Genomic DNA, 14,166 nt, shown 5'->3' on the forward strand with positions numbered 1-14,166 from the left:
CTATTGGTGAAAGCGCCATTGAGCATGGCTTGGCCATTGCTGCAGGCAGTAAGCTATGTAAAGACGTCGCCAATATGCCACCGAATATTTGTAACCCGGTGTATTTAGGCGAGCAAGCCAAAGAGCTTGAAACTAATTTTGACAACATCACCGTTGATATTATTGGCGAAGATAAAATGGCAGAGCTGGGAATGAACTCATACCTGGCTGTGGGCCGTGGCAGTGCTAACGAATCGGTAATGTCTGTGATTAACTACCAAGGCGCAGGCGCCGATCAAGCGCCTATCGTACTAGTTGGTAAAGGGTTAACCTTTGATTCTGGTGGTATTTCACTTAAACCAGGCGAAGGCATGGATGAAATGAAATACGATATGGGTGGCGCTGCAGGCGTTATTGGCGCCATGCGCGCGTTGGCCCAAATGCAGCTGCCTATAAACGTGATTGGTATTTTAGCCGGTTGTGAAAATATGCCTGGCTCAAATGCCTACCGCCCTGGTGATATTTTAACCACCATGTCGGGACAAACCGTTGAAGTGTTAAATACCGATGCCGAAGGCCGCTTAGTGTTATGTGATGCCCTCACTTATGTGGAGCGTTTTGAACCTGAAACCGTGATTGATGTGGCTACTCTAACCGGTGCCTGTATTGTCGCGTTAGGCGCTCATGCAAGTGGTTTATTATCAAACCATAATCCACTGGCGCACGACTTATTAAAAGCCTCGGAGCAAAGTGGCGACCGTGCATGGCAGCTGCCATTATGGGATGATTACCAAGATCAACTAGAAAGCCCTTTTGCCGACTTTACTAACTTAGGTGGCCGTGCTGCCGGTACCATTACCGCGGCATGTTTTTTATCTAAATTTACTAAAAAGTACAATTGGGCGCATTTAGACATTGCCGGTACCGCGTGGCGCAGTGGCGCTAAAAAAGGCGCAACCGGACGCCCTGTGCCTATGCTAACGCAGTATTTATTAAATCGCGCGGGTGTAAGCGAAGCGGCGCAAGATTAAACGCTGAATTTAACTTAGCACTCTTTATAAGGCGCCGTATGGCGCCTTATTTATGTGGGTATTAATTGAAGCAAACCCGGTTATATGGCAAAATCCCTGCTTTGAATTATGTGTACTCACTCGTATTACATTCAATGTCATGGGAACCCCCGAAACAATGAGCATGAACGCCCAATTTTACGTGCTACAGCAACAAGATGAGTCGCAGGCTAAGGCTGATGCGCACTTTTCTTTAGCGGCACAAATTGCCGGCGAGCAGTATCGTCTCGGCCAGCGCGTGTTTATTTTTGTTGATAGCGAAACCAGCGCCTATGCCATTGATGAAATTCTGTGGGCATTCGATCCCGACAGTTTTGTACCTCATAACTTACAAGGCGAAGGCCCCAAAGGCGGAGCACCGGTAGAAATTGGTAGCACGCCGCCGGTCGGAAATCGTAAAGTTTTAATAAACTTGGCTAATAATTTACCGGATTTTATTCGCCGTTTTAACCAAGTTTTTGATTTTGTCCCCGTAGAACCTGCTGCCAAACAAGCAGCCCGCGAGCGCTTTAAAAAGCTCCGCCAACTCGGTGCCAATATCACCACGCAAGATATAAATAGCTAACGCCCTTTAGCAATAGCTTACCAACTAATTTAAGTATTTATTTAAGGTTCTGTGTAATGGATAAAACCTACAATCCGCAAAATATTGAACAGTCGCTATACCAAGACTGGGAACAAAAAGGCTACTTTAAGCCATCTGGCCAAGGCACTCCTTATTCTATTATGATCCCGCCGCCAAATGTCACCGGTAGCTTGCACATGGGCCATGCCTTCCAAGATACCATTATGGATACTTTAACGCGCTTTAAACGTATGCAAGGTAACAACACATTATGGCAAGTAGGTACTGACCACGCAGGTATCGCCACGCAAATGTTGGTTGAACGTAAACTGCATGCTGAAGAAGGTAAATCACGCCACGATTTAGGTCGCGACGCTTTTATCGACAAAATTTGGGAATGGAAAAACGAGTCTGGTGGCACTATCACTAAACAACTTCGTCGCCTTGGTGCATCGGTTGATTGGGATCGTGAACGTTTTACCATGGACGATGGCCTTTCTGAAGCCGTTAAAGAAGTGTTTGTGCGCCTGCATAAAGAAAACCTAATTTACCGTGGTAAACGCCTAGTAAACTGGGATCCTAAATTACACACTGCAATTTCTGATCTTGAAGTTGAAAACAAAGACAAGCAAGGCCACATGTGGAACTTGCGCTACCCATTAGCCGATGGCGTGACCACGCAAGACGGTAAAGACTACATTGTTGTTGCAACAACACGTCCAGAAACCATGTTAGGTGACTCTGGCGTGGCTGTAAACCCAGATGATGAGCGCTACCAAGACTTAATTGGTAAAGAGGTATTACTGCCGATTGTTAATCGTCGCATTAAAATTGTTGCCGACGAGCACGCCGACAAAGACAAAGGCACCGGTTGTGTAAAAATAACCCCAGCACACGACTTCAACGATAACGAAGTGGGCAAACGTCATCAAATGCCGATGATCAATATTTTCGATAAAGACGCGGCTATCCTGACACAAGGTGAAACTTACACCTTTGACGGTAAAGAACTTGAATTTGATGCACCCATTCCTGAGCGCCTACACGGCCTAGATCGTTTTGCTGCACGTAAAGCGATTGTCGCTGAGTTTGAACAACTTGGTTTACTTGAAAAGATTGAAGATCATGGTTTAACCGTCCCTTACGGCGATCGCTCTGGTGTGGTCATTGAGCCACTGCTTACTGACCAGTGGTATGTACGTGTTGCACCACTGGCAGAGCCGGCTAAAGACGCGGTTAAAAATGGCGACATTCAATTTGTGCCTAAGCAGTACGAAAACATGTACTTTTCGTGGATGAACGATGTACAAGATTGGTGTATTTCACGCCAGCTTTGGTGGGGCCACCGTATTCCAGCGTGGTACGACAGCGAAGGCAACGTATTTGTTGGCCGCGACGAAGCTGAAGTGCGCCGCGAAAATAACATAGCTGACAATGTGACCCTAAGCCAAGACGAAGACGTGTTGGATACCTGGTTCTCATCGGCATTGTGGACGTTCTCAACCCAAGGTTGGCCGGCAAACACCGAAGACTTAAAAACTTTCCACCCATCTGATGTGTTGGTTACCGGTTTTGATATTATTTTCTTCTGGGTTGCGCGTATGATCATGATGACGCTGCACTTTATAAAAGACGAAAATGGTAAACCACAAGTGCCGTTTAAAACCGTGTATGTTACTGGCTTAATCCGTGACGATAACGGCGATAAAATGTCAAAATCTAAGGGCAATGTGCTAGATCCTCTCGACATGATTGACGGCATAGGCCTTGAAGACTTAGTACAAAAACGTACCGGCAACATGATGCAGCCAAAACTAGCAGCTAAAATCGAAAAGGATACCCGTAAAGTATTTGCCAATGGCATAGAAGCGCACGGTACCGACGCACTGCGCTTTACCTTAGCAGCTATGGCTTCGACCGGACGTGATATTAACTGGGATATGAATCGCCTAGAAGGCTACCGTAACTTCTGTAATAAATTATGGAACGCGAGTCGTTACGTACTAATGAACACCGAAGAGCAAGACTGCGGCTTTAACGACAGCGAAAAACAGTATTCGTTAGCCGATCGCTGGATTTTAGGTCAGTATGAAGCAACGGTTAAAACCTACACCGAACACTTAGATAACTACCGTTTTGATTTAGCGGCAAATACGCTGTACGAATTCACCTGGAACCAGTTCTGTGATTGGTACTTAGAGCTGACCAAGCCGGTGTTATTTAAAGGCTCTGAAGCACAGCAACGCGGTACACGTCATACGCTTATTACGGTACTTGAAAGCTTATTGCGCCTAATGCACCCGATGATGCCTTACATCACGGAAACGATTTGGCAGCGTGTTGCGCCATTGGCAGGGCTAGAAACAGCTGGCACTAGCATTATGGTACAACCATTCCCGGCTTATAACGCCGCAAATGTGGATGCCAAAGCGATGGATGACCTAGAGTGGGTTAAACAATTCATTTTAGCTATTCGTAATATTCGCGGTGAAATGGACATTAGCCCAAGCAAGCCACTTAGCGTATTACTGGCCAATGCCTCAAGCGATGATGTGCGCCGTATTAACGAAAACGAATCGTTCTTAGCGTCACTGGCTAAACTTGAAGCATTCACCCTGCTGGAAAACAAAGACGACGCACCTGCGTGCGCCACTTCTTATGTTGGTAACCTTGAGATCATGATCCCCATGGCAGGCTTAATCGATGTGGAAGCCGAGCTTGCGCGTATTAACAAGCAACTCGAAAAAGCCGAGAAAGGTCTAGCGCAAGTACAAAACAAGCTGGCTAACGAAAAGTTTGTCAATAACGCACCAGAAGCGGTATTGGCGAAAGAAAATGCCAAACTAGCCGAGTTTAGCGATGCCAAAACTAAGCTGCTGGAGCAAAAAGCCAAAATCGAAAGCTTATAATTAATAGCTATTAAAAAGCCGCGCTATGAAGTTCATAGCGCGGCTTTTTTGTGTTTAGTAGGCTCTAGGCTCTAGGCCCTAGGCTCTAGGCCCTAGGCTCTAGGCTCTAGGCTCTAGGCTCTAGGCTCTAGGCAAGTATTAAAACTTGTAGTTGTATTGTGCGCCCACTAAGATCGCATGACCTTTTGATTCAAAAGACCACTTGCTGCCTGAATCATCAGCTTCAGTAAATCTTTGCGTCTTACCACGTAGTACGCTCACACCTAAATCAACATTTGAGTGCTGATCGATGCTGTAGTTACCGCCAAATGAGAACCAAAAACGGTCGGTGTCTGGAATCGAGATCGACATATGGTTTTTATCTGCAGGTGATTCATCGTAAGCAATACCGGCGCGCAGTAACAAGTCTTCGTTTAACTGGTAATCACCACCAATTGCGTAACGCATCGCGTCTGAGAAGTTTTCTTCTTTCTCAAATCCGATAAACTCACCAGTAGGTCCGCTTACCTTTGCTTCTAATTTGTCAAAGCTGCTCCAACCAGTCCATAGTACACTGTAGTGTATGCCCATTTTTTCATCTAACTGATGCGAACCTGAAAATTCAGCAATCGCTGGTAGCGTGATTTCAACAGAGCCTGGAAGCTCAGGTATTGACTTAGCTGCACTTGAGAATGTGCCCTCAAAAGTAATATCGGTTTCAGTGCGGTAATTAAAACCAAAGCGGCTGTTTTCATCTAGTTGATACATTAAGCCTACGTTTAAGCCGTAACCCATGTCATCACCTTCGAGATGAATAGCTTGCGTTTGCGCAGGGATCTGATACGGATTTGCACCTACATTACGAATAATTTTCGCGTCGGCATAAATAGCATTTAAACCAATACCAAAGCTAAATTGCTCTGTTACTTTGTAAGCCACACTGGCATTCATGTTTACAGTAACAATCTCAGTTTCACCGGCAATTTGACCAGCGACGTAATCATCATTAAATTCAGTGGCTAAACCAAAGTTAGAAAACGCACCAAAACCAACCGATACCTTATCGTTTACTGGCATAGTGAAATAGCCCGCGGGAATAATCGCGCTAGGTGCAATACTGTCATCGTTTAATGCACTTGCTGGTACGCCATTATTTGTATCCGTACCTTCAAGGCTAACATCAGGGATTACAGTCATAGCTGCAACGCTTAGCTGCTTCTCTTTAAACAACGTCATTAATGCTGGGTTACGAGAAACTACAGACGCATCGTCTGCTACAGAGGCTTCACCTGCGTATGCACGGCCTAAACCAGATACGTTTTGCTCAGCAAGTTGAAAAGCGGCCGCAAAGCTATCGGCTGAAACAAATGCCAGCGACGCCGCGATAAGCGTTTTAGTAAATTTCATTGTTGTGTCCTTAGCCAAACATACTGTTTGGATAGCTGTATGTGTTGTTATTTGAGTTTCAAACCCGGCTACACTACATTAATTTTTTATAAAAAACCCTAGGAAAACAGCAAAAAACCACTAAAAACACGATTTTTAACCACATTTTAACAACTATTTAAAACTCATCCGACAAGAAGTGTGTTATTAGAGCTATTACTCTAAATGTAATTAGTTATCATTTAGATTGACATGAAATACTTAGCTATCTACACTCATTACAAACAAACCAAGGAACTAAAACGGTGATTATGTCAGTTATTTTGGCTGGGGTTATTTTTTGCGCTGCTAGCGTCTACTGTTTTTATCGAGCAAATTATTGTGCATGCAATCAAGCTGGCCACTGCGATAATCCGGTTAATCAGTTTTGGCTTGCGGCTATCAGTAACGCTGTTATTTCGCTATTGCTCTTTTGTTTAGCACTGCATGTGGAGTTGGGAACCTTATTATGGTTAACCATGATGTGTGGGAGTGCGCTTGCAACCGTTATTTACCTAAAACAACGTACTAAGCACAGCTTACTTAGCTAAGCCAATAACATTATCTCCACGCAATGAGTAACACTTTAGTTGCCGAGTAATATCGATTAATTGTTACGCTAAACTGATTGTTTTAATTTCATCAAGGCGTATTTTTGCAATGTTATTATTAGCGGTTTGTAATATTAAAAACTCTCCCTCACCTTTCACTGTTTCTAAGGTTTTGGCCACCCCTTTTATTGTCAGAGTAGCGAGCGTCACGCTCACGTTATTACCGTGCATACAGTACAGTTCAAGCTGATCGTAATCGCTACATTTGATGGGTTGGTAGTTCATAATGATTTTTTTAAGCGGGTGATACTAAAAATTAGCAGGGGTAGGTAATAATTGCAAATGGCGCTCTCGGTAGGGATCGAACCTACAACTCAGCCTCCGGAGGGCCACGTGATATCCATTTCACCACGAGAGCACATTTGTTGCCGCCACATCAACTCGCGATATCAATGCTTTGGCATCCGCAATAATAAAGCGATCTTAACGTAATTGCTAGCGTGATTCGTTTGTATGGCGATATTTTAAGCGTTTTCAGTAAAAGACTTGATAACGGCCGCGCAATGAGCGATTTATTGCACTAAAACGGCTGCTTAGCAATGCGTATTCTCTGAGTCACTTATCGTCAATTGCATTATTGTGTTGCTGCGCAATCAGTGCATCTAATTGCAAGCACAGCGGTGCCACCTTTTCAGTGATTGAGCGCGCACGATACCAACAAATACACAGCACTAAGAATAGCAGCTGATAATACTCTAACTTAGCTACACTGCAGTAAAAATTCCGCGATGCTGGTAACTGCTGCTGATAGCTCAGCAATAACTGTTGTTTACCCTGTGTATCTAATTCACAGCTGACCACGAGTGCCGCTAAATCAAAGTAAACATCGTTGTTATTTGCGTACTCAAAATCAATTAAAAACATGCCATTACTATTTTCTATGATGTTTTCTTTAACTAAATCATTGTGGCAAAAGCCTGCATCACGAGGCAATTTTTCCAGCTCAGTTAGCGCAGCATTTACGGCTGGCTGATAGTGCTGATATAACTCGCAAGCGTGATAATGCTGCAGCTCTTGCTGTATATCCATCGCGTCACTCACCACATTATGACTGTGTAAACTAACCAGCTTGTTAATTAGCTCAGCAGTGTAGCTGCCTTGTGCGGTGACGCCGTCTATATATTCAAAAATAGCCAGCTTGTTAGCTTTGTCTAGCCACAGAGGCTTGGGGCACAGCTGTTGCTGAGCAAATTTTGTTTGAGCTGCTAAACCCAGCGTTGGCCAATGTTCACGGTATCGTTTTAATAAATACGCTGACTGCTGATTGTGTTGCGTTGCACGTACTAAAAAGTTGTCATTACTCAAGCCACTGTATAATCGCTCACTACTAAGCTGCGTTAATTGCCGATTAAAGGTGTGGAAAATATCACTGATTGACTGCATCGCGGGTGCTACAACTGTGCAATAGGTTTAGCTTGGTTTTGCTCGTACTCTTCGTACCATGTTTTAAAGCCCCAAGCAGCTACTATGGTGTAAAAAATAAATAGCGCGAGTGTCGGGTAATAGCCTTTTTCGTAATATAAATACATAGACGCGGCATCAATGACTATCCAATATAGCCAGTTTTCAAGTACTTTCTTAGCCACTAAGTAAGTGGTCACTACCGCAAAACAGGTTGTAAAGCTATCAAGGTAAGCAAAGTCAGCACGGGTATAATTGGTCATAAAGTATCCCACCGCTAACGACGCTAATGCCGTGGCTATGATCAGCGTGATGTGGCGATTCATCGACCATGAGGTAATACTCAATGCCCCGCTATTCGCTTTACCTTTTCGCCATACAAGCCAGCCATATACCGCCATATACATATAATAAAAATGCAGTAATGACTCCATTAATAGCGCACCATTCCAATACATTACGGTATAAATCAGGGTACTAAAAAAAGCGGCGGGCCAACACCATAGGCTTTCTTTTATGGCCAGTAATAAGTAAGCAAGCGACAGCCCTACCGCAATATATTCCCAATGCGACATCGCTGTAAAACCACTTAGTGTTTGTGTTAAAAAGTCCATAGTATGCGGTTACCGTATAGTATTGCTGTTATAGCATGCTTATTTAGGCGACAAATCGCCAGAAAGAAACTTACAAACAAAAATAGCTTTACCAAATTCTTCATACGAGCGTTTAATCTCGGTACTCAGCACCTGCATCACTAAATCGTAATCGCCAAAAATTTGCGTTGATAAGGTGTTAGTAATCACTTTTAACTCTTGGTACTCGTTGAGGCGGTCAATAAAGCCTTTTATAAACGGGATATAGTCTTGGTGTAGTGGGTATTTACTGATCTCTACCGTTAATTTCATTTTTTTACTCTTAATTTTAAGTTTAAAAAGTCATTCAATGGTGCGGCAATACAGTGTAAAATCACGGTAATACCACTGTAAATGAGCTTAATATGGCACGTAGAATAACCTACAAATTTAATAATCAACCACGCGAAATTAATTTCGCTAAAGATAAATACCACGACATGTATCAAGCGATTGCTGCTGCCGAGGGTATTGATCTGACAAACTATTTAAGTATGGTACAGCAAATAGAAATGACCTCTAAAGGCTCAGCTGCTGTACGTAACTTTCGTGATCAAGAATTTGCCCGTATGGGCTTTAGCGATATTTACTTTATTAAAGAGTAATATCGCTAACTAGCTAAGTTGCTTTAGCGCTGATACTGATAACTGACTCGCGGGGTTATATTACATAATAACTCGTAAGAAATAGTATCTGCGCATTGTGCTATTTCTTCTACCGCAAGTTCAGGTCCCCACATAACAACCTCATCACCAACTTTAACGTTATGTACATTGGCGCCGATATCCACGGTGATCATATCCATTGCCACACTACCGACAATGCCGTAGCGTTGATTATTAATCATCACCGGCGTGCCCGACTTTGCGTGGCGTGGATAGCCATCCCCGTACCCCATACCAACTACCGCTAATTGGGTAGGCGTATCACTTTGCCAGCGACCACCATAACCCACGGCTTCGTGAGCTGCTACTTGACGCACCGCAATTACCTTAGTGGTTAAGCGCATCACGGGTTTTAGCTGATAGCTTTGCCCTGTGGTGTTGAGCATTGGCGATACGCCATAAAGCATCAACCCTGGGCGTACCCAATCACCGTGGGCACTTGGCCACGCAATAATACCCGCCGAATTTGATAAGCAATGTGCTTGTGCAACGTTATCTGCGATGCGATTAAAGAGTGCGATTTGCTGCCGTGTTTTTTCGTTACTCACTTCATCAGCACAGGCAAAGTGAGTCATTAAATTAATGGTGTTACTGGCATTGGCCGTGCGTTGCAAGCGCCGATAAAACTCTTCAAATTGCTCAGGCGCAATGCCTAAGCGATGCATGCCGGTGTTTATTTTTAACCAGCAATTGATTGGCGCTTCAAGCTCGGCGTTTTCAAGTGCCGCTAATTGGTTTTCATCATGAATAATGGTTTGAAAGTTATTCGCCAGTAACACCGGTATATCGGCTTTATTAAACACCCCCTCAAGCAACACAATGGGTTTAGTGAGCCCGCCTGCACGCAGCGCCAAGGCTTCGTCAATCCGCGCCACGGCAAAGGCATCAGCATCATTTAAGTGCTGCGCAATGGTCACTAAACCATGCCCATAGGCATTGGCCTTTAATACCGCCATTACTTTGCTGTTCGGGGCAAAGCGTTTTACTTGCGCCAAATTATGCGCAAGTGCCGATAAGTTAATTTCAGCTATAGCTAGTCGCATCAGTATTCATCATCCACTGCGGGTCCCGCGTAATTATCAAAGCGAGAGTACTGTCCTTGGAAGGTTAAACGCACTTTACCAATTGGTCCGTTACGTTGTTTACCTATAATAATTTCAGCAATACCCTTATCGGTACTGTCTTCGTTGTATACTTCATCACGGTAAATAAACATGATTAAATCGGCGTCTTGCTCTATTGAGCCCGATTCACGTAAATCTGAGTTAATCGGTCGCTTATCAGCACGCTGCTCTAGAGTACGGTTAAGCTGCGATAGCGCAACCACTGGGCATTTTAATTCTTTTGCTAAGGCTTTTAGCGAGCGTGATATTTCGGCAATTTCTAGAGTACGGTTATCGGCTAAACTCGGCACCCGCATTAATTGTAAGTAATCGACCATGATCATGCTGATCCCGCCATGATCACGTGCAATCCGACGCGCACGAGAGCGCACATCGGTAGGCGTCAGCCCCGATGCATCATCCACATACATTTTGCCTTTTTCCATCAGCAAACCCATGGTGGATGAAAGTCGCGCCCAGTCGTCATCGTCTAGCTGGCCGGTACGCACTTTAGTTTGGTTTATGCGCCCAAGCGAGGCCAACATCCGCATCATAATTTGCTCTGAGGGCATCTCTAGTGAGTAAATCAGCACCGGTTTATCTTGAGTCATCGCTGCGTGCTCAGCTAAGTTCATCGCAAAAGTGGTTTTACCCATAGATGGACGCGCTGCCACAATAATTAAGTCTGACGGCTGTAAACCTGTGGTCATTTTATCGAGATCAGCATACCCGGTACTTACTCCGGTCACACCATCTTGCGGAGACTGATAAAGCTCTTCTATTTTATCGACGGTTTTTTCTAAAATATTGTGAATACTTTGCGGACCATCGCTACTTTTAGTGCGCTGCTCAGCAATTTTAAATACTTTACTTTCAGCAAAATCAAGTAAGTCGTGACTGGTGCGTCCTTCGGTATTAAAACCCGCCTCGGCAATTTCGTTCGCCACACCAATCATTTCACGCACCACGGCACGTTCGCGCACAATATTGGCATACGCATCAATATTGGCAGCACTGGGCGTATTTTTGGCTATTTCCGCTAAATAGGCAAAACCACCAATGCCAGCAAGTTGATTATTTTTTTCTAGGCTTTCAGAAATAGTGATCAAATCGATAGGATCGCCAATTTCAGCCAGCGTGGTCATGGCTTCAAAAATAAGCTTATGCGTGCGGGTATAAAAGTCCTGTGCAACCACTAATTCTGCAACACGGTCAAACGCTTGGTTATCAAGCATCAAGCCACCTAAAACAGATTGTTCAGCTTCTATTGAATGGGGAGGAACTTTAAGAGTATCGACTTGCTTATCTGATTTGGCCATAACTTCACAGTACTAATATTGAATGGCTCTATTCTATCTACTTGGGGGGGCTGTGCAAATAGCAAAGCAGGAAATCTTTTCCTGCTTTGTGTAATCATAGTAGCTAAAAGCGTTATTTAGTGCGCAGCTCGATACGCCCGCTAATAGTATCCATTTCTACATTTGCATCGCCGCCGTTTGCGCTAAACTCTAAATCACTCGCAGGACCATATTTAGCTTTACGTGCTTTATCGCTGGTAATTTTATTAATAATTTTACCATTGGCATGCGCTTTAATTTCAAACGTTGCAGATACACTGTCTGGAAAGTAAAAATCAGCATCGCCACTGACAGATTCAAAACGTACATCCGCGCCCTTTAATAATTCTTTAATGTACACTTCAGCTTCGCCATTCACTGTGTTAATACGTAAGTTTTTGATAGCCGATAACGTAAAGTCTATATCGCCATTTACGTTTTCAAGGCGTACATCATTTGCACTTGACGTTGATTCAATATCACCATTAACGGCGCTAAATCGTAGCTCACCACTTGATTGCTTATCGTTAATTTCACCATTTACGGTTTCAAATTGAATATTACCACTCAAATTTCGTGCATTTACGTCGCCATTAACTGTGGCCAATTTAATATTACCGGCAAGATCATCTACCGTAATTTCGCCGTTCACCACATCCACTTCAGCGCCGTTTTTAAGTGTTTTGGCGGTCACCGACACATTAACCCCTGCAAACTCTAAACGACTGCTTGTAGGCATAAATATAGTTAGCTTTGAGCCATCGCCACTATTACTCCAATTTGCTTTACGCGGCATTTTTACAATAAACTGGGTTTTATCGCCCGTTGTTTGTAGCTCATAACCTTCGGCGTTATCGTCAAGCTCACCCGTTACTTTGAATTTATTTTTAGTCCAACCAGTTATGTGTATATCTCCACGCTGGTTTTCAATAAATATAGTGCCGCCATTTGGCACATCTATTTGCTTATCAATGTTTTCTCCCGCAAATACTGCAAGTGGTAGTAAACTTAATCCAACTAATATCGCCTTCATGTCGTGCTCCTAAATTTGTTGCCAACGCGGTGCATGCACCTTGTTAATTAAATCGAGTTGTTGCTGATATATTTGCGCTAACATCGCTAACAGCGCTTGGTTTTGTGGCTCATTTTCAAGCGCTTGCTTAATCGCTTGCTCTGCCTCTTCGAGTTCTTGTAATTGTGCTTGCCAGTTTGTTGTAAGCGCATGCTGATCTTTGTATTGCACTAACAAGCGCTGCTTTTGCGATTTAAAATAATCACTTAATTGCACTACCTGACTTGGCTCATTTTTATTTATCAACAGCATTACACTAAGTAACGCAGCAGCACAGCAAGCGGCAATTGCGCTTAGCTTTGGCCAAATTGGTGCTGTATTGTCACTTTGCTTGGTGGTAACAAGAGCGCGTTCAATACCACTCCAAAGATCTTTATTGGGTGTTATACCTTGCTTTAAGCTATTTAAAGACTCATTTAAGTAGTCATCAAAATTTTGTTTACTCATCTTCGTACCACTCTTGTAATAACACTTTAGCGCGATGATAGTGCGACTTGCTTGACCCCACAGCCATGCCTAGTTGCTTGGCGATTTCTTCATGGCGATAACCTTCAATTGCATATAAAACAAATACCATACGAGCGCGCTCTGGTAGGCGAACGATTAGCTTATCTAACCCGTTTAAACCATTACAATTTTGAGCTGTTTGCTCGTCCATACCGCTTTGTTCAATGCTGATAACCTTATTTAGCCAGCGTTTGTGCTTACGTGCATAACTAATCGCAATATTATTTGCCACACTGTATAGCCAAGTAGAAAATTGCGAACGGCCGTCAAATTGGGCTATTTTATGCCACACCTGTACAAACACCTCTTGGGCTGCATCTTCTGCATGTGCCTCGTCGGCTAGTAAACGTAAACATAAAGCGTATACACGGTTTATGTGCAACTCATAAAGCTTACCGTAAGCGGCTTGGTCACCCGATTTAACACATTCAATCAGTGCAGCTTCGCACAATGGCGCTTGTTCGGGTTTAACGTGTAACATCCGCAATATCGCCTTTTAATTATTATTTAAGCTGTTAGTGTTTAAGTGTATTAATAAGTAAGACGTAATGACAGTTAGAAAAGGTTTAAATGAAATGAAAAAATAAATGCAGAAAAAGGACATGCGCTTAACGGAGTTTAATTAGCAACACCTCTAATAGATAATTGAGCTAAATTTAAGCCACAAAAAAGCCGCGCTAATAGCACGGCTTTTTGAGCTTAATTAAAAATTAAGCTTCAGCAATAACGATTACTTTAATAGTAGCTGTTACGTCTGAGTGTACTGCGATTGCAACGTCAAATTCGCCAGTCTCACGGATAGTACCTAGAGGTAAACGAACTTCTGATTTAGCAACTTCAACACCAACAGCTGAGATAGCGTCAGCGATGTCACGAGTACCGATTGAACCGAATAATTTACCTTCGTCACC

15 protein-coding genes and 1 tRNA gene are annotated in these 14,166 nt (G+C 43.5%); 4 read left to right on the plus strand and 12 right to left on the minus strand.

From position 1 onward, the window contains the following. The 3 genes from ABYB02_RS08745 to ABYB02_RS08755 form a co-directional block, all read left to right on the plus strand. Positions 1 to 1,010, plus strand: a 1,010-nt coding sequence (locus ABYB02_RS08745; protein WP_372762085.1) for a leucyl aminopeptidase, incomplete at its 5' end; no start/stop codon positions are given. Positions 1,011 to 1,167: 157 nt separating this feature from the next. Then, on the plus strand, positions 1,168 to 1,614 hold the full coding sequence (locus ABYB02_RS08750) for a DNA polymerase III subunit chi (protein ID WP_372762099.1): 447 nt from the start codon (positions 1,168 to 1,170) through the stop codon (positions 1,612 to 1,614). A 56-nt stretch (positions 1,615 to 1,670) separates the two neighbouring features. Then, the gene (locus ABYB02_RS08755; protein ID WP_372762086.1) at positions 1,671 to 4,523 is read left to right on the plus strand and encodes a valine--tRNA ligase; all 2,853 of its coding nucleotides are present in this window, start codon (positions 1,671 to 1,673) and stop codon (positions 4,521 to 4,523) included. 138 nt (positions 4,524 to 4,661) lie between these two features. Here ABYB02_RS08755 and ABYB02_RS08760 read toward each other — a convergent pair whose 3' ends face one another. The 6 genes from ABYB02_RS08760 to ABYB02_RS08785 all read right to left on the minus strand — a co-directional run bounded on the left by ABYB02_RS08760 (position 4,662) and on the right by ABYB02_RS08785 (position 8,844). Further along, the gene (locus ABYB02_RS08760) at positions 4,662 to 5,909 is read right to left on the minus strand and encodes an outer membrane protein transport protein (RefSeq protein WP_372762087.1); all 1,248 of its coding nucleotides are present in this window, start codon (positions 5,907 to 5,909) and stop codon (positions 4,662 to 4,664) included. 632 nt (positions 5,910 to 6,541) lie between these two features. After that, positions 6,542 to 6,763 (minus strand): Rho-binding antiterminator, encoded by a 222-nt coding sequence (locus ABYB02_RS08765; protein ID WP_372762088.1) that lies wholly within the window; start codon positions 6,761 to 6,763, stop codon positions 6,542 to 6,544. 58 nt (positions 6,764 to 6,821) lie between these two features. Then, positions 6,822 to 6,896: transfer RNA gene (locus ABYB02_RS08770), tRNA-Arg, on the minus strand. A gap of 197 nt (positions 6,897 to 7,093) precedes the next feature. Then, positions 7,094 to 7,921: a phosphotransferase gene (locus ABYB02_RS08775; RefSeq protein ID WP_372762089.1), complete on the minus strand. Its 828-nt coding sequence runs from the start codon at positions 7,919 to 7,921 to the stop codon at positions 7,094 to 7,096. An 8-nt stretch (positions 7,922 to 7,929) separates the two neighbouring features. Beyond that, positions 7,930 to 8,553 carry a nicotinamide riboside transporter PnuC gene (gene pnuC, locus ABYB02_RS08780; RefSeq protein WP_372762090.1) on the minus strand — a complete coding sequence of 208 codons (624 nt, stop codon included), beginning with the start codon at positions 8,551 to 8,553 and terminating at the stop codon, positions 7,930 to 7,932. Positions 8,554 to 8,592: 39 nt separating this feature from the next. Further along, positions 8,593 to 8,844, minus strand: a complete 252-nt coding sequence (locus tag ABYB02_RS08785) for a YkoF family thiamine/hydroxymethylpyrimidine-binding protein (protein WP_372762091.1) — start codon at positions 8,842 to 8,844, stop codon at positions 8,593 to 8,595. Positions 8,845 to 8,936: 92 nt separating this feature from the next. Here ABYB02_RS08785 and ABYB02_RS08790 point away from each other — a divergent pair, with 92 nt between their 5' ends. Further along, positions 8,937 to 9,176, plus strand: coding sequence for a DUF2960 domain-containing protein (locus tag ABYB02_RS08790; RefSeq protein WP_372762092.1), 240 nt, complete (start codon positions 8,937 to 8,939; stop codon positions 9,174 to 9,176). Between the two features lie 23 nt (positions 9,177 to 9,199). Here ABYB02_RS08790 and alr read toward each other — a convergent pair whose 3' ends face one another. The 6 genes from alr to rplI form a co-directional block, all read right to left on the minus strand. After that, positions 9,200 to 10,279 (minus strand): alanine racemase, encoded by a 1,080-nt coding sequence (gene alr, locus ABYB02_RS08795; RefSeq protein ID WP_372762093.1) that lies wholly within the window; start codon positions 10,277 to 10,279, stop codon positions 9,200 to 9,202. Then, positions 10,279 to 11,658: a replicative DNA helicase gene (dnaB, locus tag ABYB02_RS08800; RefSeq protein ID WP_372762094.1), complete on the minus strand. Its 1,380-nt coding sequence runs from the start codon at positions 11,656 to 11,658 to the stop codon at positions 10,279 to 10,281. The genes alr and dnaB overlap by 1 nt, the downstream gene beginning before the upstream one ends. Positions 11,659 to 11,770: 112 nt before the next feature. Further along, positions 11,771 to 12,709 (minus strand): DUF4097 domain-containing protein, encoded by a 939-nt coding sequence (locus ABYB02_RS08805; RefSeq protein ID WP_372762095.1) that lies wholly within the window; start codon positions 12,707 to 12,709, stop codon positions 11,771 to 11,773. Between the two features lie 9 nt (positions 12,710 to 12,718). Continuing rightward, positions 12,719 to 13,195: a hypothetical protein gene (locus ABYB02_RS08810; protein ID WP_372762096.1), complete on the minus strand. Its 477-nt coding sequence runs from the start codon at positions 13,193 to 13,195 to the stop codon at positions 12,719 to 12,721. Beyond that, positions 13,188 to 13,736 carry an RNA polymerase sigma factor gene (locus ABYB02_RS08815; protein WP_372762097.1) on the minus strand — a complete coding sequence of 183 codons (549 nt, stop codon included), beginning with the start codon at positions 13,734 to 13,736 and terminating at the stop codon, positions 13,188 to 13,190. The genes ABYB02_RS08810 and ABYB02_RS08815 overlap by 8 nt, the downstream gene beginning before the upstream one ends. 229 nt (positions 13,737 to 13,965) lie before the next feature. Continuing rightward, a partial coding sequence (rplI, locus tag ABYB02_RS08820) for a 50S ribosomal protein L9 (RefSeq protein ID WP_372762098.1) occupies positions 13,966 to 14,166 on the minus strand: 201 nt, incomplete at its 5' end.

The sequence above is a fragment of the Pseudoalteromonas sp. genome, assembly GCF_041613455.1.
Classification (GTDB): domain Bacteria; phylum Pseudomonadota; class Gammaproteobacteria; order Enterobacterales; family Alteromonadaceae; genus Pseudoalteromonas.